The 22,272-nt window shown below is 41.7% G+C and carries 21 protein-coding genes and 1 pseudogene; 5 read left to right on the top strand and 17 right to left on the bottom strand.

Annotation, left to right across the window (positions count from 1 at the left end; genetic code table 11):
- Positions 1–5: 5 nt before the first annotated feature.
- Together pilW and ABZA00_RS00400 are read right to left on the bottom strand one after the other, a co-directional pair.
- Positions 6–791: a type IV pilus biogenesis/stability protein PilW gene (gene pilW, locus ABZA00_RS00405; protein WP_372880160.1), complete on the bottom strand. Its 786-nt coding sequence runs from the start codon at positions 789–791 to the stop codon at positions 6–8.
- A 189-nt stretch (positions 792–980) separates the two neighbouring features.
- Positions 981–2,099 carry a bifunctional tRNA (adenosine(37)-C2)-methyltransferase TrmG/ribosomal RNA large subunit methyltransferase RlmN gene (locus ABZA00_RS00400; RefSeq protein WP_372880159.1) on the bottom strand — a complete coding sequence of 373 codons (1,119 nt, stop codon included), beginning with the start codon at positions 2,097–2,099 and terminating at the stop codon, positions 981–983.
- A gap of 1,003 nt (positions 2,100–3,102) precedes the next feature.
- Here ABZA00_RS00400 and yciH point away from each other — a divergent pair.
- Positions 3,103–3,429 (top strand): stress response translation initiation inhibitor YciH, encoded by a 327-nt coding sequence (yciH, locus tag ABZA00_RS00395; protein WP_372880158.1) that lies wholly within the window; start codon positions 3,103–3,105, stop codon positions 3,427–3,429.
- Positions 3,430–3,473: 44 nt separating this feature from the next.
- On the opposite strand, the gene ABZA00_RS00390 is transcribed toward yciH, so the two are convergent.
- From ABZA00_RS00390 to coaE, 4 genes are all read right to left on the bottom strand, one after another.
- Positions 3,474–3,818 carry a HopJ type III effector protein gene (locus tag ABZA00_RS00390; protein WP_372880157.1) on the bottom strand — a complete coding sequence of 115 codons (345 nt, stop codon included), beginning with the start codon at positions 3,816–3,818 and terminating at the stop codon, positions 3,474–3,476.
- Positions 3,819–3,836: 18 nt separating this feature from the next.
- Positions 3,837–4,028 (bottom strand): DNA gyrase inhibitor YacG, encoded by a 192-nt coding sequence (gene yacG / locus ABZA00_RS00385; protein WP_372880156.1) that lies wholly within the window; start codon positions 4,026–4,028, stop codon positions 3,837–3,839.
- A gap of 269 nt (positions 4,029–4,297) precedes the next feature.
- Positions 4,298–5,029, bottom strand: coding sequence for a cell division protein ZapD (gene zapD, locus ABZA00_RS00380; protein ID WP_372880155.1), 732 nt, complete (start codon positions 5,027–5,029; stop codon positions 4,298–4,300).
- A gap of 71 nt (positions 5,030–5,100) precedes the next feature.
- Complete coding sequence (coaE, locus tag ABZA00_RS00375) at positions 5,101–5,697, bottom strand: dephospho-CoA kinase (protein WP_372880154.1); 597 nt, start codon at positions 5,695–5,697, stop codon at positions 5,101–5,103.
- A gap of 126 nt (positions 5,698–5,823) precedes the next feature.
- Between coaE and nadC the strand changes: the two genes are divergently transcribed.
- Positions 5,824–6,678 carry a carboxylating nicotinate-nucleotide diphosphorylase gene (gene nadC, locus ABZA00_RS00370; RefSeq protein ID WP_372880153.1) on the top strand — a complete coding sequence of 285 codons (855 nt, stop codon included), beginning with the start codon at positions 5,824–5,826 and terminating at the stop codon, positions 6,676–6,678.
- A gap of 54 nt (positions 6,679–6,732) precedes the next feature.
- Positions 6,733–7,572: a DNA ligase gene (locus ABZA00_RS00365; RefSeq protein WP_372880152.1), complete on the top strand. Its 840-nt coding sequence runs from the start codon at positions 6,733–6,735 to the stop codon at positions 7,570–7,572.
- A 67-nt stretch (positions 7,573–7,639) separates the two neighbouring features.
- Here ABZA00_RS00365 and mutT read toward each other — a convergent pair whose 3' ends face one another.
- Together mutT and secA are read right to left on the bottom strand one after the other, a co-directional pair.
- Positions 7,640–8,014, bottom strand: a complete 375-nt coding sequence (gene mutT, locus ABZA00_RS00360) for an 8-oxo-dGTP diphosphatase MutT (protein ID WP_372880151.1) — start codon at positions 8,012–8,014, stop codon at positions 7,640–7,642.
- Between the two features lie 70 nt (positions 8,015–8,084).
- The gene (gene secA, locus ABZA00_RS00355) at positions 8,085–10,802 is read right to left on the bottom strand and encodes a preprotein translocase subunit SecA (RefSeq protein WP_372880150.1); all 2,718 of its coding nucleotides are present in this window, start codon (positions 10,800–10,802) and stop codon (positions 8,085–8,087) included.
- 156 nt (positions 10,803–10,958) lie between these two features.
- Here secA and ABZA00_RS00350 point away from each other — a divergent pair.
- Positions 10,959–11,174, top strand: a pseudogene (locus ABZA00_RS00350) (hypothetical protein).
- A 258-nt stretch (positions 11,175–11,432) separates the two neighbouring features.
- The gene (locus ABZA00_RS00345) at positions 11,433–11,885 is read left to right on the top strand and encodes a DciA family protein (protein ID WP_372880149.1); all 453 of its coding nucleotides are present in this window, start codon (positions 11,433–11,435) and stop codon (positions 11,883–11,885) included.
- Positions 11,886–11,942: 57 nt separating this feature from the next.
- Here the strand turns inward: ABZA00_RS00345 and lpxC are convergent, their stop codons facing one another.
- The 9 genes from lpxC to murD form a co-directional block, all read right to left on the bottom strand.
- Positions 11,943–12,869, bottom strand: a complete 927-nt coding sequence (gene lpxC / locus ABZA00_RS00340; RefSeq protein WP_372880148.1) for a UDP-3-O-acyl-N-acetylglucosamine deacetylase — start codon at positions 12,867–12,869, stop codon at positions 11,943–11,945.
- Between the two features lie 85 nt (positions 12,870–12,954).
- Complete coding sequence (gene ftsZ, locus ABZA00_RS00335) at positions 12,955–14,121, bottom strand: cell division protein FtsZ (RefSeq protein WP_372880147.1); 1,167 nt, start codon at positions 14,119–14,121, stop codon at positions 12,955–12,957.
- A gap of 69 nt (positions 14,122–14,190) precedes the next feature.
- Positions 14,191–15,423 (bottom strand): cell division protein FtsA, encoded by a 1,233-nt coding sequence (ftsA, locus tag ABZA00_RS00330; protein ID WP_372880146.1) that lies wholly within the window; start codon positions 15,421–15,423, stop codon positions 14,191–14,193.
- A gap of 52 nt (positions 15,424–15,475) precedes the next feature.
- Positions 15,476–16,174, bottom strand: a complete 699-nt coding sequence (locus tag ABZA00_RS00325; protein ID WP_372880145.1) for an FtsQ-type POTRA domain-containing protein — start codon at positions 16,172–16,174, stop codon at positions 15,476–15,478.
- Positions 16,175–16,223: 49 nt separating this feature from the next.
- A complete protein-coding gene (locus ABZA00_RS00320; RefSeq protein ID WP_372880144.1) occupies positions 16,224–17,144 on the bottom strand; it encodes a D-alanine--D-alanine ligase in 921 nt (306 codons plus the stop codon).
- Positions 17,141–18,604, bottom strand: a complete 1,464-nt coding sequence (gene murC / locus ABZA00_RS00315) for a UDP-N-acetylmuramate--L-alanine ligase (RefSeq protein WP_372880143.1) — start codon at positions 18,602–18,604, stop codon at positions 17,141–17,143. Before murC ends, ABZA00_RS00320 begins: the two co-directional genes overlap by 4 nt.
- A 56-nt stretch (positions 18,605–18,660) precedes the next feature.
- Positions 18,661–19,737, bottom strand: coding sequence for an undecaprenyldiphospho-muramoylpentapeptide beta-N-acetylglucosaminyltransferase (gene murG, locus ABZA00_RS00310; protein WP_372880142.1), 1,077 nt, complete (start codon positions 19,735–19,737; stop codon positions 18,661–18,663).
- Positions 19,718–20,935, bottom strand: a complete 1,218-nt coding sequence (gene ftsW / locus ABZA00_RS00305) for a putative lipid II flippase FtsW (protein WP_372880141.1) — start codon at positions 20,933–20,935, stop codon at positions 19,718–19,720. Before ftsW ends, murG begins: the two co-directional genes overlap by 20 nt.
- Positions 20,922–22,271 carry a UDP-N-acetylmuramoyl-L-alanine--D-glutamate ligase gene (gene murD / locus ABZA00_RS00300; protein ID WP_372880140.1) on the bottom strand — a complete coding sequence of 450 codons (1,350 nt, stop codon included), beginning with the start codon at positions 22,269–22,271 and terminating at the stop codon, positions 20,922–20,924. The genes ftsW and murD overlap by 14 nt, the downstream gene beginning before the upstream one ends.
- Position 22,272 lies beyond the last annotated feature (1 nt).

Raw genomic sequence — 22,272 nt, 5'->3', positions numbered from 1 at the left:
GTTCGTTATCTATAGTATTCATGATTTAAATAATCTAATGCTTGACGTGATTCAGGAAATTTTTCTAATAAGAGTGCAGCATATTTATTAAGACTCGCACTCTTTTCTGTGGCATAACTTAAGCGAATCCACTGCCATAAACTTTCAGCAGACTGCCCATTTTGTTTTTGGTAATTAATTAAATTTAACTGTGCTTCTTTATAATTTTTTTGGGTGATATTTATTTTGGACAGAAACAGATGCAAATATAATTTATTGGGATTATGGGAAAGTGAATATTGATAATAGAATAACGCCTTATCGAAATGTTTCACCTCTTCGGCACACAATCCCGCATTCTCATAAGTATCGGCAACCTTTGTATAACTTGTTTGCTCAATGGCAGTTAAAAATGCCTTTTCCGCTTCTTCGTAACGCTTTTGCCTACATAAAAAGGCACCATAATTATTGTAAGTATCTGAGTTGTTTCGATCCAGCGATAAAGATTTTTTATACAACTTTTCCGCTGTATCATTTTCATTTACTTTTTCATAATAATAGGCAAAAGCACGATATACATTCGCATCTTTGGGCTGATACTCTAAGGCTTTTTCAAGATTTTCTTTCGCTTGCTGCATCTGTTTATTTTCTATAAGACGTATGGCAAGCTTAACACGTATCTCTGCCGCACCTTTCGGGTCAAAAGCCAATTTCTGACCTGTTGCGGAGTTTTTTGTGGTAGTAGTAACTTCAGTTGAGGTACAAGCTGATAATAATAACAAACATAAAATAGAAACAAATAGTTGCTGCATATATTCCTCAAAATGGCGCTAAATTATCTAAGAGATCATCAATATAGCAATATATTAACGACTAGGGCGGGCAATATCCACAAACACCTGCAACATATTTGAATGAAAAGACTCAGCCTTTCATCCATTTTATGACCTTTGATGGAACTTAGAACAGTTTATCTTGCCTGCAATTCCAACTAGTTACCATTAAAGTTCATTGATTGCGATATTTTCACCCTGTTGGCGTTTTTTCATCGTACGTTTGGTACGATCAATGACATCGCCAACCAGTTGCCCACAGGCTGCATCAATATCATCGCCGCGTGTTTTACGTACTATTACGGTATGACCATATTCCATTAACACTTTATTAAAGCGGTCCACCCGACTGTTACTCGGTTTCTGGTACTCATTACCAGGGAACGGATTAAACGGAATAAGGTTTATCTTGCAGGGAGTATCTTTAAGAACATGAGCCAATTCGTGGGCCTGATCGGTAGAGTCGTTATAATGATCCAGCAGTAAATACTCGACTGTCACCTTACCACGGTTTGCATTAGATTTGTCGATATAACGCTTCACACCCGCCAGGAAATCCGCAATATTGTATTTATCGTTAATCGGCATCATTTCCGAACGTAATTTATCATTGGCAGCATGCAGAGAGATCGCCAAAGCAACGTCAATACGATCACCTAAAATATCAAGTCCCGGTACAACACCTGAAGTTGAGACAGTGACACGGCGTTTTGAAAGAGCATAGCCCCAATCATCGAGCATCAATTCCAATGCAGGGATAAGATTATTAAGGTTAAGTAATGGTTCACCCATACCCATCATAACCACATTGGTAATTGGACGCTTGCCGCTCTCCCCCATCACACCGATGATTTTAGCAGCGCGCCAGACCTGACCGATAATTTCGCTGACCGTTAAATTACGGTTAAATCCCTGCTGGGCAGTTGAGCAGAAGTTACAGGCTAATGCACAGCCCACCTGTGAAGAAACACATAAGGTTGCACGCTCTTTTTCCGGAATATAAACGGTTTCAACTTCCTGATCACCAACCGTCATTGCCCATTTTATCGTACCATCACTACTGCGCTGCTCAACTTTGACTTGTGGCGCAACAATCTCAGCCCGCTCTTTTAACTTTTCGCGTAATTTTTTGTTGACGTTAGTCATCAGATCAAAATCATCGCAACCATAGTGATAAATCCATTTCATCACTTGCTCTGCACGAAAGGGTTTTTCGCCTAATTCCACAAAAAACGCACGTAAACCTTCGCGGTTCAAATCCAATAGGTTTACTTTTTTAATATTCATGAAAGCCTCGTTAACAACAATAAATACTCAATAATGCTAAGCATCCTCAAAATCAGGGGGAGGATTGTACAAAGGTTAAATAGATTTAGCCAGCGTCAAAACAACAAATAAAAACACTTTACCCGCTGGAAAATTAATTTTTATCATTAACCAACTGTCAGCATTGGAATTTGTTGCTTTTCTGAGCAACTACAATAAATTTCGGGTGAAAGTTTGTCTCCCCTGTTATTGGGGTCTGTTGATCTTTCGCGGTTAATTTTTATTCGAGATAAAAACGTTTTAATCGCGACGCGAGGTGTGTGGCTCAGTCATTCTAAGTAAATACCTCGCAACAAAGAGTAAAACGCTTTTAGCCGCCCCCTTCGGGCAGCCCTTGTTGGCTCTTTCGACTGCGTTACCGCCTGTTTATGTAGAATAACTACACTACGCAGGCTCTGCCTTGTATAAAGAACCAACAAACTGCTGAAAGACAATCTCGAAAGATCAACAGACCCTAATGTTATTTGAATTTTACCACGTTTTAGGGGCAGTTGATCTTTCGCGTGCATTTTTATACCAATCTAAGCAAGTAAATGATCTAATATTGCGCTGCGAAAATGAATGAGAACAAGGCGTGTTAGCGAAGGAATAGGGATCTCTTTCGAGTTGACATAACGCTGAATGAGTGATTTTTAGGCGCTCCCGAAGGGCGGGAACTTTCAGCATGTCATTATGATCCCAGCTCGCTTTAAGCCCTTGACTGTTGACTCACAACCGCTTACTCTTAATTTACTTAAAGACAATAAAATCATAATGTTACACAATATAGCGACAGGGCTGTCTGAAATAAAAAAGCCAAGTCGGTGCTAGTATTAATAAATTTTATTGAGCCAATGGCTACAGAAATTTAAGCAATTGTACGATACCTTGCCCGTTTTCGCTCTCTTATAAGCAAACTGCTTCTTCAAGTAGCTTGGGTATAATAATATGTTAAACTGGCAAAAAATGACTACCGGAAGAGAATATGAACTTCAGCGATCTTAACCTTGTGTACTCCACTGATAGTGGAAAAATAAACCAACCAGCAGAGAAAAAAAAAGCGCCGGTAGGTGACGGCATCATTCGTATTCATCGTGAAACTAAAGGCCGTAAAGGCAAAGGAGTGATCTTAATTAAAGGTCTGCAACTTGATGAAAAAGCACTTAAAGAGCTTGCAAAAGAGATAAAAAAACGTACTGGAACGGGAGGCAGCGTTAAAGATTTTGTTATCGAAATTCAAGGCGATCAGCGCGATCTTGTTAAAACACTTTTGGAGAAAAAAGGCTACACGGTTAAATTGGCCGGAAGTTAAAGTTAAAGCACATGAAAAGGTCATCTTCATGTGCTTTGTAAAGATTACTTTTCAGTCAACGCCTGTCCTGAAAACTTAATACCCTGCCAGCCGGATATCATAAATTGACGAATATTTTGATGATCGCTTGCCTGAGGATGCTTTAAAACATCTTCCCGGTAATAACGGCCAAAACAGGCCAGTGTCTGCTGCTCATCCAAATGATGCAAATTTGCAAAAGAAAATATCTTGCAGGAGCCACTGTTTTGACCGGCTAAATTCAAATGCTGGCCATTTTGGAATTCAGTTTCACTAAACCGGTAATTTTTTTCTATTAACGCGATTACATCTGAGAATTCTATCTCGTTCGGCTGTTTCTTTATTTTTTCTAAAAAATCATTAAATTGCATACTCTTATTTTGCCTTTGTTATGAATCAAAATATATCGTTTTATCCCGGGGCATATCCTCAGGAGTGATCGACTCACCTTTAATTGCTTTCTCTTCGCTAGCCCATTCACCGAGATCGATAAGTTGGCAGCGTTTACAACAAAATGGACGGTGGCTGTTTTCAACTATCCATTCAACTTCTTTTTTGCACGTCGGGCAGTTAACTTTCATAAAAACTCCTAGGGCGTGTTGATCTTTCGCATGCATTTTTGCAGCGATTTGTTCGTGTTTTATACAAGGCAGAGCCTGCGTAGTGTAGTTGTTCTACATAAGCTGGCGATAACGAATACGATCGCGCGAACAAATGCTGCCCTACGGGTTCATCTAAAAGCGCCCTGCGTTGCTCGTCGTTTACAGAGAATAACTATGCTTCGCTCCTCGCGCCTTGCTCAGAACGCTTTTAGATTAAACAAAATTTGTACTCGAAAGATCAACAGACCCTAACAACAAATTTGCTTAAATGAAACACTCTCTTGGGTATTCGTTTCACTTGCAGCACTCATAAAACGGATTGAATAGCGATGCTTGTGACCGCTTATTACGGGATAAACCGCTTGTTTTTGATCAACTTCAACAATAATAAAGCCACAATTTTCAACTTCAGCCTGATAAAAACCATTTTTAGCGAGTTGTGTTGTGACTACTCCTTGAGAACGTTTTATTTTAAGGAATAATATTAAGGCTTTTTCCAGACAGGCAAAATGACTGAACCAGGATTGTGCATCTTTCTGACGTTTTTCTAAGTCACCGGCAAGCCAAAAGTGAAACTGCGGTAAATCAAAATTACAGGTACCGCTTGGAATAAAAAAGCGCTGCTTTAAAGAGGTTAAAAAACGGTTACTTTTAAAATAACGCAGTTGTTTTGGCAAGGCCAGTACAGCCTGAACAAGTGCTTCAATTTGTTCAATTAAGTCTGTAACCGCCTGACGATCAACTTGTTCATAATTTAGCCAACCATGCATCTGTTCTGATAACAAACGTAAATCTTTAACTAAATCATGGCGAATATCGCTTCGCTCTGCTAATTCAAGCAATTCAAATAACGCTTTAAAAAACACGGTCGTGTCATTTCCATGCTCAAAAGAGATACTCATTTTGAGTTGAGAGAATAAAAACTCGAAACGTAAATAACTGCGGCTTTTCTCATTAAGAGGGTATTCAAAAGCGATCATTTCTATCTAAAGGTATCCAGGAAAAAACATAACAATACAGTAAAAGTTGACAAACAGGAAACAAATGCGAATTAGTTTTTCAATTTCCGAAATTGCTGATCAAGCAGTATTACTTTCCTTTGTAATTCAGGCAGAGAAAGCTTGCTATTATCGATAATAAAATCAGCTTGCTGCAGACGTTGTTGGCGATCTATTTGACTTTTTATGATCGCTTTAATGCTTTCTTCGCTGCTTTTATCACGTTGACATGCTCTTTGCACCTGCAACCTTTCCTCAATATCAACAACCAGATTGTAATCGGTTAATCGTTCTAATTTATTTTCAAATAATAACGGTGCTTCCAATAGTGCATAATCTCCTTTAACCACAAGCAGTTGCTGCAATATTTTAGCGCGGATAAGAGGATGTAATAAATTATTCAGCCATAATTTATGCTCTTCATTTTGAAAAATAAGTTTGCGCAGCAGAGCCCGATTTAATTCTCCATGCTGTAATATTTCATTACCAAAATGCCGGGCAATTTCAGCTAAAGCCGGCTGCCCTTTTTCAACAACTTGCCGTGCGACAAAATCAGCATCAATAATCTGCACGCCTAATTCAGAAAAAAAACGTGATACCGTTGATTTACCACTGCCAATGCCGCCCGTTAAACCGATAATTAATGTCATGCTCTTCCTTTAGGTTAGATTTATTACCTATTTTGCTGTTTTTATTTGGTGTTGTCACTTTAGAAGATTGGTATTGACAATGCATTAAGGTAATATTTGTTTTTTTATTTTTAATGGAAATTCACCATGGTTGCACAACATATAATCCGCAGTGTTAAAATTGCTTTAGATGAAGATTTAAACGGACTTTCTCCGCTGGAAGGCGATATCACAGCGAATTTAATTCCTGAAGATAAACAATCTAAAGCGGTTGTGATAACACGTGAGGATGCTATTTTTTGTGGACAAGCATGGGCCGAAGAGGTGTTCAGACAACTCGGCGATCAGGTCAAAATAACCTGGTTTGTCAAAGATGGTGATTTTGTAAAAGCGGATAGTCAATTATTCACCGCTGAAGGCCCTGCCCGCACTTTATTAACCGGTGAACGCAGCGCCCTTAATTTTATACAAACCCTCTCTGGTATTGCCACAAGAGTTAAGCGTTACACAGATTTAATAGCAGAAACAGATTGTAAGTTACTCGATACCCGTAAAACAATACCCGGCTTACGTAATGCCTCAAAATATGCTGTATTATGTGGAGGCGGTGTTAATCATCGCATTGGCCTGTATGATGCGTATTTAATCAAAGAAAATCATATTCTTGCCTGCGGCAGTATTCGCGCGGCAATTGAGCTGGCCAAAATCCAGAAACCGGGAGTACTGGTAGAAATAGAAGTTGAGTCTATCACAGAATTAAAACAAGCATTAGAGGCCGGTGCCGGGCGCATAATGCTGGATAACTTCAGCATTGCCATGATGCAGGAAGCCGTCGCCATTAATCGCGAAAACCCGAATTATCAAGCTGACTTAGAAGTTTCCGGCAATGTAAACAGCAAAACCGTTCTCTCTTTTGCACAAACGGGAGTGGACTATATTTCTGTGGGTGCGCTGACTAAACATGTTCAGGCTGTTGATTTATCAATGCGTTTTATAGATTGATTGGTAATTATGGAATACACTCCCTAAACTGGTAAAACAGCTAGGGAGTTTTTTATGTTGTATAGTGTTTACGTTCTTTTACTTCTGTTTTTTTCACCATTATCCTACGCAGGCGATCTCCCACCACCGCCTATACAGCTTGCCACAATTTATCACCCGGATATTAAAATAGAAAAATATTGGGTAAGTGAAAAGCTTGATGGTGTGCGCGCCTATTGGAATGGCCAGCAACTGATCTCTAAGCAGGGTAATATTTTTCATGCTCCCGATTGGTTTATTAAAGACTTCCCGATCATCCCTTTAGATGGTGAGTTATGGATTGGTCGTAATCAATTTGAAAAGGTTTCCAGCATCACCCGCAAACAAAATGCCACGGATCAGGAGTGGCAACAAGTCTCTTTTATGATTTTTGATATGCCCGGATCTTATGCGCACTTCACTGCACGTTTAGCAGTTCTGGAGAAGTTAATAGAGTTAAGTGATTCACCCTACCTTAAATTGATTAAACAGCAGCAACTGCAGAGCAATGAACAGTTACAGTCATTATTAGAAGAGGTTCTCGCACAGGGTGGAGAAGGTTTAATGCTGCATAAAGCGGATGCTTATTATCAGGTAGCCCGTAGTAAGGATTTACTGAAATTAAAAAAACAGGAAGATGCAGAAGCTGTGGTTATTCAGCACCTGCCGGGCAAGGGACGAAACAGCGGCAGGCTCGGTGCACTATTGGTTGAAACAGAAACAGGGATACGCTTCAGAATTGGTACAGGCTTCTCGGATCAGGAGCGTGAGAATCCACCGCCAGTTGGCGCAACAATCACTTATACCTTCAGTGGAAAAACAAAAAATAATGTCCCGCGTTTTGCCAGTTATAAACGTATCAGAGAGATTTATTAAATATTGTGGTACGCAACAGGATTCTGGAAATACCCGGATTTTCTGAATTCACTGCACCAATGAAAAATTACAGTTTGGCAATCACGGCCGCATTAGCCTCTGGAAATGTATAATTTTTTAATTCCGCTTTGTTAACCCAGCGCATAACCTGACCTTCATTAGCGATTGCCTCTCCACTAAATTTACTGATCAGGAAAAAATTTAAATTAAGTTGTTTATCACCATAATCAAAAAACATCCTATCAAATAAGCTGTAATCAATGGCTGTGATTGCAACTTCCTCGTGCAACTCCCTTAACATTGCCTGTTCCGCCGTTTCATTTTGATTCACTTTGCCGCCGGGAAACTCCCACTTCCCTCCCTGATGGACACCATCAGGACGTAAGCAGATCAGAAATAAATTTTCTGTTTTTTTTACAATGGCAATACTGATTTCGGTCATATAGATAATTTTCCTATAAAAAAGGCTCTTAAAAAAGAGCCTGATTAAGCGTTAAAAATGCGGGGGAAATCTAAGCAAGTTTACCGTGGCACTGCTTGAATTTTTTGCCTGAGCCACACGGGCAAGGTTCATTCCGCCCGACTTTTCTTTCCTGGCGTTTAAAGGTGTCATCTGCACTTTCTTCAGAAACTGTTTCACCATGGTTCGCTTGTGCATGCTGCATTTCATGTTTAGCCTTCGCTTCAGCCTGACGGCGTTGTTCCTGAATGGCTTCAGCCTCTTCTTTCGACTGCACCTGTACTTTAGACAAAATCGTCACAACATCACGCTTTAAGTTTTCTAACATTTGTAAGAATAACTCAAAAGATTCGCGTTTGTATTCCTGCTTAGGATCTTTTTGTGCGTAACCGCGCAGGTGGATCCCCTGACGCAGATGATCCATTGCTGCAAGGTGTTCTTTCCATAATGAGTCGATTGTCTGCAGCATTACCGATTTCTCAAAACTGGCGATAATTGCCGGACCAACCTGCTCTTTTTTAGCCTGGTACAAATCTTTGGCATGCTCTACAATTTTTTCACGAATAGTCTCTTCCTGAAGATTCGCATCATCGATTAACCATTGCTGCACCGGCAGTTCAATTAAAAAGTCTGATTTTAAACGACGCTCTAACCCTTCCAGATCCCATTGTTCAGTCAGTGAATGCGGCGGCACATATTCATCAACACAACTGTTGAACACATCATCCCAGATCTGTTCAATAGTGTCGGTGATCTCCTCGCTATCCATCACACCATTACGCTGCTGATAAACCACTTTACGTTGATCGTTAGCCACGTCATCAAAATCCAGAAGCGATTTACGCATATCAAAGTTGCGCCCTTCAACTTTACGCTGCGCATTCTCGATAGCACGGGTAACCCAGGGATGTTCGATTGCTTCTCCCTCTTCCATACCGAGTTTTTTCATCATATTCGATACTTTTTCTGACGCAAAGATACGCATCAGGGCGTCTTCCATGGATAAATAGAAACGACTTTCACCCGGATCCCCCTGGCGTCCGGAGCGCCCGCGCAGCTGGTTATCGATTCGGCGGGATTCATGGCGCTCAGTACCAATAATATATAAGCCACCGGCATCAAGAACCTTCTGGTGCTCCTCTTTCCAGGCAGTTTTTTCTGCTTCTATTTTTTCTTCGCTTACATCACCTAACTTGTCCAGACGAGCCTGCAGGTTGCCACCAAGCACAATATCGGTACCACGTCCCGCCATATTGGTGGCAATAGTAACAGATCCTAAGGCTCCTGCCTGAGCAATAATATCAGCTTCTTTGGCATGGAATTTAGCGTTTAACACACTGTGTTTAATCTTTTCTTTATCCATTAAGTGCGATAACAGCTCAGAATGCTCAATAGATACTGTACCGACCAGTACCGGCTGACCTTTATCCAGACGTGTCTTAATATCATCCACAATTGCCTGATACTTTTCCTGCTCAGTTAGGTAAACTAAGTCACCGCCATCTTTACGGATCATCGGCTTGTTGGTCGGTACCACTATGGTTTCTAAACCATAAATAGACTGGAATTCAAAAGCTTCTGTATCAGCTGTACCCGTCATGCCTGCTAATTTTTCATAGAGGCGGAAATAGTTCTGGAAAGTAATTGATGCTAATGTCTGATTTTCATTTTGAATTTGCACACCTTCTTTGGCTTCCACCGCCTGGTGTAAACCCTCAGACCAGCGACGCCCCGGCATTGTCCGTCCGGTGTGCTCATCAACAATAACAATCTCACCTTTATCCGTGACAATATATTCAACATCTTTTTCAAATAAAGTGTGGGCACGCAGTGCGGCGTTGGCATGATGCAATAAACTGATGCTCGACGCAGAATATAATGATTGCTCCGGATCAAGCAAACCACGATCCTGTAAAATACGCTCTACTTTTTCCTGGCCACGCTCAGTCAGTAAAACCTGTTTATTTTTTTCATCAACGGTGTAGTCCCCTTCGCCGATATATTCTTCAGTGTCTTCTTTATCCTGCTTAGTCAGCATAGGAATTACTTTATTCAATTCAGAATATAATGTGGCATCGCCGTCAGTTGGACCGGAAATTATCAGTGGCGTTCTTGCCTCATCTATTAATATTGAGTCAACTTCATCAATGATGGCATAGTGCAGCGGACGCATAACACGTTGTTGCGCCTCAAAGGCCATATTATCGCGCAGGTAATCAAAACCGAATTCATTGTTGGTACCATAAGTGATATCAGCAGCATAGGCAGCGTGCTTCTCTTCCGGCGCCATCCCCGAGATATTTATACCAACGGTTATTCCCAGGAATTCAAAAAGTTTGGCATTCCACTCCGCATCGCGGCGGGCAAGGTAATCATTCACAGTAATAACATGCACACCTTTACCGGTTAACGCATTCAGGTAAGCCGGTAGTGTCGCCGTCAATGTTTTACCTTCACCGGTACGCATTTCAGCAATTTTATTATCATTTAAGATCATGCCGCCAATTAACTGCACATCAAAATGACGCATCCCGAATACTCGTTCAGAGGCACTGCGCACAACAGCAAAGGCTTCAACAAGAATGGCATCTAAACTTTCACCCGATGCGATGCGTTCTTTAAACTCTGCCGTTTTAGCTTTTAAGTCAGCGTCGCTTAACGCTTGCATTTGCGGTTCTAATTTATTGATTTCATTTACCACTTTACGCAGTTTCTTTAAATAACGGTCATTACGACTGCCTATTATTTTTGTTATTAGCTGTGTAATCATTTTATGTTTCTCATTGTATAAAAATTAATAAATTTAATGTTAATCCGTTTACGCCAAACCCTGTTTCGGAAAGCCGTTACTCTTTTTTGCTAGGGTCTGTTGACCTTTCGCGGTTAATTTTTGTTCGAGATAAAAGCGTTTTAATCGCGACGCGAGGTGTGTAGCTTAGTCATTCTAAGTAAATACCTCGCAACAAAGAGTAAAACGCTTTTAGCCGAACCCTACGGGCAGCGCTTGTTGGCCCTTTCTACTGCGTTATCGCCTGTTTATGAAGAATAACTACACTACACAGGCTCTGCCTTGTATAAAGAACCAACAAACTGCTGCAAAAACAATCTCGAAAGATCAACAGACCCTAGTACAGATAGATAAAGTCAAAGCATTGCTTATAAAAACAGATCCATTCATATAAAATGATGCCGGATAGCAAGCAGATAACCAACTTTATTAACACGCTGTTTAATTAAAGAAGATGGTGGCTAACTTATATTATTTCAAGCCTGCAAAGCAATTCAGTGTAAAACAACAACAGGCCAGCAGAGTTTTTATAAATTAAAAGTAGAATCCGTTTCCTTACGTGAGCAGATAACCGCTATACTCTTCATTGTGTATTTACTGTCGATGAAATTAATGAATAGAACCCGAAAACCAAAATCCGTTTCTTCGTTATTAAATAAAAGCGCTCTGCAACATGATATGGCACTGATCACGAAGCTTAACAGTTTACTACAAAGCTATTTAAAACAACATAATATCGAAGGATATAGAATAGGAAATTTGCAAAATGGGAGCTTGCTTATAGAACTTCCTGATGCGACCTGGATGATGCACCTGCAATTTATGCGCACTGAGCTGCTGACACTGTTACGCCAGCAAGCACCGGCATTAACACGGATCAATATCAAGGTAAACCCAGCGCTGGCTAAAACCACTAACAAACAGCATATTCAGCCGAAAAAAAATATTAAACGGGCAGAAAAAATGCCGGCAGACGTTGCCGAGTCATTATTAGCATTAGCCGAAGATGCTGATCCTGAACTGCAGGCTGCTTTGCGTTCATTAGCCAAATACTCTAAACACTGAAGACAAAAAAAAACCTTTAGAAAACTAAAGGCTTTTTTAAAGGTTTTGTCAGTTCAGCTAAACAGCGTAAACCGGTGAAATGTACTGAACAGGCGATTCAGCTACCGGCTCTTCAAATGTCACCATTTCCCAAGCTTCCTGATCTGCTAATAAAGCACATAAAAGCTGGTTATTCAGTGCATGGCCGGTTTTATAGGCTTTCAGATGCCCTAAAATTGTATAACCGGAAAGATAAAGGTCACCAATTGCGTCCAGCACCTTATGTTTAACGAACTCATCTTCGTAACGTAAACCATCCGGATTTAATACACGAAACTCATCTAAACCAATCGCGTTATCCAAACTGGCACCCAATGCCAAATTATTTGATTGCAGGTATTCAACACTTTTCATAAAACCAAAGGTTCTTGCTCGACTGATCTCTTTAACAAAAAGATCGCCTGAAAAGTCCATTTCTATATGCTGATTTTGCCCTTCAAATACCGGGTGGTCGAAGTCGATTTTAAAATCTAAACTAAAACCTCTATTCGACGGGTGTAACTCAGCCCATTTGCCTTCTTTCTCATCTTCAACACGCACGGTTTTTTTAACGCGAATAAACTTTTTAGGGCTGTTTAACTCTTCTATACCCGCTGATTGAAGAAGAAAAATAAACGGACTGGCACTGCCATCCATAATCGGGATTTCAGGGGCATCCACATCAATAATGATGTTATCGATTCCCAACCCTGCAAGTGCAGCAGACAGGTGTTCTACCGTTGATATTTTTTGCCCTTGTTCGTTAACTAAACAAGTACACAAAAGTGTTTCCTGGACAGCTTGCGCATGCGCTTTGAAAGTAACAATAGGATCCAGATCGATACGACGATAAACAATACCAGTATTTGCAGGCGCAGGATGCAGCTCAATAGTCACCTTATTGCCGGAGTGCAAGCCGATACCAATTGACTTGACGCTCTTCTTAAGGGTTCTTTGTTTAATCATCGTTCCTCCTACTATTCTCTTTAGAATACATAACTCGCGGAACTTTACCAGTTTGTGAACAACATCGCAAACTGGTAATTAAAATTTAATCAGCTTGTTTACGTAAAAATGCAGGGATATCCAGATAATTTCCCTCTGCTTTTGCCGCAGGTTCTGGCTTTTCCTGTACTTCGGGGGTGCTGGCTACTTCAGGCTTGAGCGGTTCAACGTTTACCGCCGGAGCTGGGTTCGCAGCAAGATCTACCTTACGTTCACCAAGGCCCGTAACAATAACTGTCACATGCAATTCGCCGGTATCAATCTCAGGATTAACAGTCACACCATAGATAATTTGCGAATCATCAGAAGCGAACTCTTTCAGCGCATCACCGACGATATGGTATTCATCCCAACTGAAATCCATGCCTGCAACAATATGCACCAGCACACCGCGGGCATTGGAAAGATCAACATCTTCCAGTAACGGACAGGAGATAGCTTTTTCGACAGCCTCTTCGGCACGATCTTCGCCCGCAGCAACACCGATTCCCATTACAGCATTAGTGCCCGCTTCTGTCATAACCGTTCTGACATCCGCAAAGTCAATATTGATAGTGCTTTCTTCATTATTGATTATTGCCGAAAAACCGGAAACAGCATCATATAACACACCGTTTGCAGCACTCAGAGCATCCAGAAATGAAACCCCGCGCGGTAATGACTTCTGCAGTTTATCATTGGGAATGATAAGCAATGAGTCAATATGCTCAGATAAACGGGCGATCCCCTGATTTGCGTAGTTAATACGTTTTTTGCCTTCAAAGGTGGAAGGCTTGGAAACAACACCAATAGTCAGTGCACCAAGTTCTTTAGCCACCTCGGTCACTACAGGAGAAGCGCCCGTTCCCGTACCGCCGCCCATGCCTGCTGCGATAAACACCACATCCGCACCGGTTAACAGCTCACGAATTTTATCTTTATCTTCTAACGCTGACTGATAGCCGATTTCAGGATTTGCACCGGCACCTAATCCATTGGTTATATTTGCACCAAGTTGTAAACGAATATCTGCTTTTGATGAACGTAATGCTTGCGCATCTGTATTCATAGCAATAAATTCAGCGCCAGTTAAGCCCTTTTCGATCATGTAGTTGATCGCATTACCGCCACCGCCGCCTACGCCGACTACTTTAATAACAGCTTGTTGTTGATGATCATCATTGACTATTTCAAACATTTGTTCTTTTTCCACTTTATATGAATTATCAGACATAGTATCACCGCCTTGGTTATACAAAAATTAATTACTAATATTATTTTTTAATCCAGCTCTTAAATTTATTTAAAACCAACTCTTAAACTTATTTAAAATCACTGAGAAACGGCTTACTTCCACGCCTTCATAACCCTCGCTGAGCAGTACATTTTTAAAACGCAATAACCCTAACGCTGTTGAATAGGCAGGTGTAGTGACATCTTCCGCCAACCCCTGCAGGTTTTGCGGCTTACCTATACGTACCTGCATATTATCAAAAATTTTCTCTGTGACTTCAATTAACCCCTCAATTTGTGCGGAACCACCCGTTATTACAATCCCGGCAGCCAATTTCCGTTTTAAACCATCCAGTTCAAGTCCGCTATTGAGTTTACCTAACTCTTTTCTTATTAAACCAAGCAGTTCACTATAGCGAGGCTCAATCACTTCAACTAACCTTTGCCGCTGCAGAGTCCGTGCCGAACGACCGCCAACGCTGGTTAACTCAATCAACTCGTCCGGACTAACAGACTCGCGTAACAGACTGCCATGCTCTATTTTAATTTTTTCAGCTGAGCTCGGGGGGGAACTGAATGCATAAGCAATATCATTAGTCACTGAGTTTCCTGCATAACCTAACACTAAGCTATAACGCAATGCACCGGCAATATAAACTGAGATGTCCATCGTACCGCCGCCTATATCAACGACGCAAACGCCTAATTCTTTTTCATCATCACTTAAAATAGCGGTACTCGAAGCGACGCCGGAGAAGGTTAGCTGATCGATTGACAAACCGCATAACTCAACAGCTTTTTCTAAATTTTTGACCAGATCGTTATGACAGGTAATCAAATGCACATCCGCTTTTAATTTAACTCCGGATAATCCGAGAGGGTTATTAATACCCTCTTGAGAGTCAATTGCATACTGCTGTGGAATGACATGCAATAAACGCTGGTCATCACGTATTCTCACCGATTGTGCATTATGAATAACATTGGCAATATCATACTGGGTGACTTCATTATCCTCGATAGCCCAGGTGCCCGATTCATTTCTCGACTCAATATGCGTGCCGGAAACGGATAAATTGACTGAAGATACTTTACAGTTTGCCATCTTTTCAGCAACCGATAATGCTTTTTGAATTGCCGCAACGACAGCATCTAAATCAGTAACAGATCCCCGTTCAACACCTTTGGCGGGCGCCTCTCCAACACCTACGACATTGATCGTATCATTAGCCATCTGCTCGCCAATTAAGAGAACAATTTTACTGCTGCCAATATCTAATCCAACTGTATAACTACTGTCCATATCCAAAACTCACTGTTTATCTTTCTCTAACGACACAATCTTGTGTTAGTCATTAACTATCAAGATTTTCTTTTTTCCAACCAATCGCGATGCCCGTATCATAGCGCAAATCTAAATAGTCAATTGTGTTGATATCATATTTGCTTTCTATCAATGGAAAAACAGTTAAAAATCGCTGAATACGGTCCAGTTTCTGCTCTTTTCCAAGGCGCAAGGCTATCCCACTTTCTAACATGATGCTGCTTGAGTTACGCTTATCATTACTTAAAGATGCAATTTTAAATTTGTTCACTTTTAATAACTGCTCAACTTCCAAATAAGTCTGCAGTACTTGTCTGGCAAATTCATCTTCGCCATAGAGCGCAATATACTGCCCGGAAACGCTCTCAGGTGAGGCTTGAATAATCTCCCCGCCCCGATTTAACAACATTTTATCATTCCAAATTGCAATAATTGATTGCTCAACGATATGAATTTTTATTGTATTAGGCCATTGTTTACGTATTGAAGCAGAATAAACCCACGGCATATCTTCAATCTGTTTCTGAATCTCTGCAATTTCCAGTGTGAAAAAATTCAAACGATTTTTCTGTTTTTTTAAGACTAAACGTACATCATCCGATGAAACATGCTGCATTTCACCAGTTAAAATCAAGGAAGTTAGCGGCAATGATTGCTCATCGGTTAACCATGCTTTTAATTTAAAGTAACTGTCCTGCAACCCATAAATTAACAGGAGAAAAAAGATCAAACTTATCCATTTGCCAATTTTGATCTTTTTTAATTTATCCCACATAGTATTACAGCGTTTGCTTTAAAATTTCTATTACAAGCTGGTCAAAATCATAACCGGCCTGTTTAGCTGCCTTAGGCACCAGACTGGTTTCAGTCATGCCCGGTACGGTATTAACCTCCAGCAAATACCATTGCCCTGACTGATCCAGCATAAAATCAACTCGCCCCCATCCGCTGCAACCTACGGCTGCAAAGGCATCACTTGCCAGTTGATTTAATTGTTCCAGCTTATCCTGCTCAAGGCCGCAAGGACAGTGATACTGTGTATCATTAGATTGATACTTAGCCTGATAATCATAAAAAGCATTATTGGTCTGCATCCGAATAGCCGGCAATGCTTTACCATTTAACATCGACACAGTGTATTCCTGACCTGTTATCCACGTTTCCAGTAACACTTTATTATCAAACTTAAAAGCTTCATTGAGAGCATCAATCAGCGCACCTGCATTACTCACTTTTGCCATACCGATACTTGAACCTTCATTAACCGGCTTGACCATTACTGTCCCTGATAATTTTTTGAGTATATCTTCAGCTTGCCTTGAGTTAAAGGTGTCTTTTTCAATAATTTGATAAGGCGCAGTCGGTAACTGCAGGCTTTGCCAAATCTGTTTGGTTTTTGATTTATCCATGGCAATGGCCGAACTCAATACGTCACTACCTGTATAGGGGATATTCAACGTGGTTAAAAAACCTTGTATCACCCCATCTTCACCACCCCGACCGTGCAGAACAATAAAAGCACGGTCAAAGTTTAATTTTTTTAGCCCGGTTATATCATCAAATTTAGGATCAAAGGCATAAGCATTAACCCCCTGGCGTAATAATGCACTCAACACGGCTTTTCCGGACCTTAAAGAAACCTCCCGCTCCGCACTGTTACCACCAAATAACACAGCAACCTTACCAAAATCTACACTCATTCTCTGCTACCCGCTTGTTTCATTTTTTCTATATCTAGTTTTAATTCAGCTAAGGTTTTTACCACCTTGCCGATATTGCCAGCCCCTTGCGTCAGGACTAGATCACCCTCAGCAATAATCTGGGCGAGCATCGCCGGCAGATCCTCCGGATTGGCGACAAAAATAGGCTCTTTACCGCTGCGCTGCCGTATGGTCCGACATAAAGAGCGGCTATCGGCACCGCTAATAGGTGCTTCACCTGCGGCATAAACATCAAGTAGTAAAAGTTGATCAACTTGTGCCAGAACATGCGCGAAATCTTCATAAAGATCCCGTGTCCTGGTGTACCGGTGTGGTTGATAAGCCATTACTAAGCGTTTATCAGGCCACCCCGCGCGTGCAGCGTTAATGGTCGCTTGTACTTCTGTCGGGTGGTGCCCGTAATCATCAACTAAAATAGCTTTACCGCGTCCCGTTTCAAATTCACCATATTGTTCAAAACGGCGGCCGATACCGGCAAATTCATTAAGAGCGGATAAAATTGACGCATCATCAATATTGTCTTCCATTGCAACAGCAATCGCGGCCGCAGCGTTTAACGCATTATGTTTACCAGGCAGATTCAACTGGATTTTCAAGACCGGCTTATTAATTCGATGCACTAAAAACTCACTGCGATTCACGCTTTGTAAAAAGCCCGAAATGCGTACATCAGCCTGTTCATGAAAACCATAAGTTATCGTTTGGCGGGAAAAATGGGGAATTAATTTCTCAATAACAGGATCGTCTAAACACACCACGGCCGTGCCATAAAAAGGCAGATTATGTATAAAGCGGATAAAAGTGTCTTTTAATACTTCAAAATCCCCCTGATAGGTATCCATATGATCTGCTTCAATATTTGTTACCACGGCAACCATAGGCTGTAAATGTAAAAATGAAGCATCGCTTTCATCTGCCTCAGCAATTAAATAGCGACTTTGTCCTAATTTTGCATTAGTACCGGCGCTATTTAATAACCCCCCGATAACGAAGGTGGGATCCAGCTTAGCCTGCCCGTAAATACTGGCTATTAAGCTTGTTGTCGTGGTTTTACCATGTGTTCCCGCAACGGCGACACCATGGCGATAACGCATCAGCTCAGCCAGCATTTCTGCACGGCGAACCACTGGAATTCGAGCCTGCCGGGCAGCTAACAGTTCGGGGTTATCCGCTTTTATTGCCGTTGAAACCACCACCACTGAAGCCCCATATATATTATCCTGGCGATGTCCGATAAAAATTTCAGCGCCAAGTGAACGTAATCGATCAACGACCGGATTTTCGGCAATATCTGAACCTGATATTTTATAACCTTCATAGGCTAATACTTCGGCAATACCGCCCATACCTGCACCACCGATGCCGACAAAATGGATTTGTTTCACACGGCGCATTTCGGGTATCATGGTACGGATTTGGGTTAGATCGATTTTCGTCATAATAAGTCACTTTTATAAAATAAAGTTATCAGCAATAATAATGCATAGCATGTTGCTTAAACTAATTGGTTACAGATAGCAGTAACACGCTCAGTAGCATCAGTAATTGCTATTTTCTTGCTCTTTTGGGACATTTCAGTCAGTAATCCTCTATTTTGTAGGAATGTACGCAAATAATCACTTAATTTTTCTTCAGTCAGCTCTTTTTGTGGAATTAATACCGCCGCGCCCTGATCAACGAGATATTGCGCATTTTTAGTTTGATGGTCATCAACAGCATGTGGTAAAGGCACAAAAATAGCCGGTAAGCCTACCACAGCGATCTCCGCAACGGTCAATGCTCCGGCGCGGCAAATAACCAAATCGGCCCAGGCATAAGCACTGGCCATATCAGCAATAAACTCTTTTACGTCAGCCTTAACCCGGCGTTGTTGATAGCTCTCTTGTAAAGCCTGATAATGGCCTTTGCCGCTTTGATGGAGAATATTCAATTGTCTATCTGCAAAGGTACTGAAAACTAAAGGTAATAGATCATTTAATACCTTAGCGCCTAAACTGCCGCCGACAACCAGAATATTCAGCGGGCTATTCTCAGGGGATATCTTTTTACCGGGCAACGCTACAAGTTGCTTACGCACGGGGTTACCTACCAACATAGCTTTTTTATGATCAAAGGCCCCCGAAAATCCCATTAAAACCCGTTTAGAAAAACGTGATAAAATTCGGTTGGTGAAGCCTGCTGCGGCATTTTGCTCATGTAAAATCACCGGTATCCCCATTGTCCAGGCAGCGATACCACCCGGTCCGCTGGCAAAACCGCCCATTCCCAAGACCAAATCGACATGGCGTTTTTTTAATACCGCACGCGCCTGCCAAATAGATTTAATAATGCGTATTGGCGCCATCAACAGACGCTTTAAACCGTTTCCCCGTACCCCGGCGATATCAATGAAATCAATTTCATAACCGTGTTCAGGAACAAGTTGTGCCTCCATACGATCCGCTGTACCCAACCAACTCACTTGCCAGCCCTGCTCTTTTAGTGCATCAGCCACCGCAAGACCAGGAAAAACATGTCCCCCGGTACCGCCGGCCATTACCAGTAATGTTTTTTTAGTGTGTCTCGACTTCATCTTTTATTTCTTTTAATTTAGGTTTCCGGGGGCTTTTGGCTTTTTTTCTCACGTTTTTTGCAGCAAAACGTGTTTCGAAATCAATGCGTAATAATAAACCGACGGCCACCGCGATAGTGATCAGGCTTGAACCGCCATAACTGACCAGAGGCAGTGTTAATCCTTTGGTCGGCGCAATGCCTGACGCCGCACCGACATTTACCGCTGTTTGAAAAGCAAACCAGATGGCAATCCCAATAGCAACATAACCGGAAAAAACAGCCGTCTGCTGGAGTGCTTTTTTACCGATCGAAAAGGCTTTATAAACCAGCACAAATTCTAAAATAATAACAATACTCACACCAACAAAACCTAATTCTTCGGCAAGTATTGCCATAATAAAATCGGTATGTGCTTCCGGCAGATATTCTAATTTTTGTACCGAGTTGCCTAACCCTTCACCAAACCAGCCGCCGCGTCCAAAAGCCATCAGAGATTGTGTTAATTGGTAACTTCGACCGAAGGGATCTGCCCAAGGATCTAAAAATCCAAAAACACGCGCCATACGGTAGGGAGAGGTGAGGATCAAAACAACAATAACAGTTAACATAGCAACGCCAATACCAATAAATGAAATCAGTCTGGCATTGGCAATAAAGAGCATGCCCATCATCACAATAACAATCACCACCGTTGACCCTAAATCCGGTTGCAACATTAGCAATAATGAAAAAAAGAACAATATTATCAATGGTTTAATAAAACCTTTAATAGTATCAATCACTTCTTTTTGGCGGCGACACAGGTAACTGGCTAGAAAGAAAATAATGGCAAGTTTGGAAAACTCTGAGGGTTGAATATTGACCGGGCCAAGACGTAACCAGCGGTGAGCACCATTGACTTCAGTGCCGACTATCAGTACCGCAAACAATCCGAAAAAAGCCAAAAAAAGGATAATACTCTGATAGTTATACCAGCGCTGCATGGGCACATTAACAACAGCGCACAACAGTATCAGGCAGAGTATCAGGTAAACGGCATGGCGCTTTAGAAAACGAAACGGATCAGATGATAAAGCAATACCCTCAGGAATAGAGGAAGAAGCGACAATAACCAGACCTATACACATCAGAGTAAAGGTGACGATTAGCAGCTGCTGATCATAAGGCTGCGACGGATTGCCGCTGAAGCGATGGCGTATCCGGTTAAATAACTTCATCAGCTTTTCCCGCTGCTAATGCTTTAACTAAAGATTTAAAATGGTCACCTCGAGCCATAAAGTTTTTATACATATCTAAACTGGCGCAGGCCGGGCTTAATATAACCAGATCGCCCGGTTTTGCCATCAGGTAAATCTTGGCAACGGCTTGATCTAAATTCTCCACCAGTTGCGCACGTTTATTCTGTTTGGCTATTTTATCTCCATCTGCCCCAAAACAGATAATCGCGCCATGAACCTCGTGCAGGACGGCCGATAACTCACTAAAATCAGCACCTTTGCCAGCTCCGCCTAATATCACATGCACATCACCTGTGATGGTTTCCGATAATCCGGCCAATGCGGCTTGCGTTGCACCGACATTGGTCGCTTTTGAGTCATTTATCCAGCGGACATTGTCTATCTGCGCAACAAACTCACAGCGATGCGCCAAACCGCCATAGTGCTGCAGAGTGGTTAACATTGCAGCTTCACTTAAACCGACCGCTTTACCCAAGGCAAAAGCAGCCAGGGCATTCATCCAATTGTGCTTGCCGCTTAATTTTAGTGCCCTGACAGCCAGTACCGGCACGTCCTCTTCAGCTAAAAATACCTCGCCATCTGCATCTTTGATCAGACCGTAACAACCTTGATCGAAACCAAAACTCACATTATTAGGGCTGTGTTTTTCAGGGTAAGTTAACTTGTCATCGCGGTTAAACAAAGCCATCTTGCTCTGCTTATAGATACGCTGTTTTGCAGCAATATAATGCTGATAAGAGTCATATCTATCCATATGATCCTCACTGACATTTAAGATCGTCGCGATATCAGCGTTTAATGAAGATGTTGTTTCCAGCTGGAAACTGGATAACTCCAGAACATATAAGTCGACCTCCGGTGCCAGTAAATCCAGGGCAGGAACACCAATATTACCGCCGACAGCAACCTTTACCTTTGCTGCCGCGGCCATCTCACCCAATAAACTGGTCACCGTACTCTTGCCGTTTGAACCGGTAATAGTCACTAACTTGGCGTGCGCATAAGCTGGCTCTTTAAGCTGCCGGGCAAATAACTCAATATCTCCAATAATCTCACGACCTTTTACAGCTGCAAATTGTAATGCCGGTGTTGCCAATGCAATACCGGGACTGGCAATAAGCAGATCAAATTGAGCAAGTAACTCACCGCTCAACGGCCCTTTAATAAGCTTAACGCCAGAACTAAGTTTGTCCTGCCCAGGCGGACTCTGGCGAGTATCAAATACGGTGACTTGTTTCCCCTGCTTTAATAGAAAGTTAACGCAGGATAATCCGGTTTCTCCAAGCCCTACAACTGCAATCTGCTGACTAGACATG

The sequence above is a fragment of the Psychromonas sp. genome (assembly GCF_041586535.1).
In the GTDB taxonomy this organism is placed as follows: Bacteria; Pseudomonadota; Gammaproteobacteria; order Enterobacterales; family Psychromonadaceae; genus Psychromonas.
This window is presented reverse-complemented; position numbering and strand designations above follow the sequence as displayed.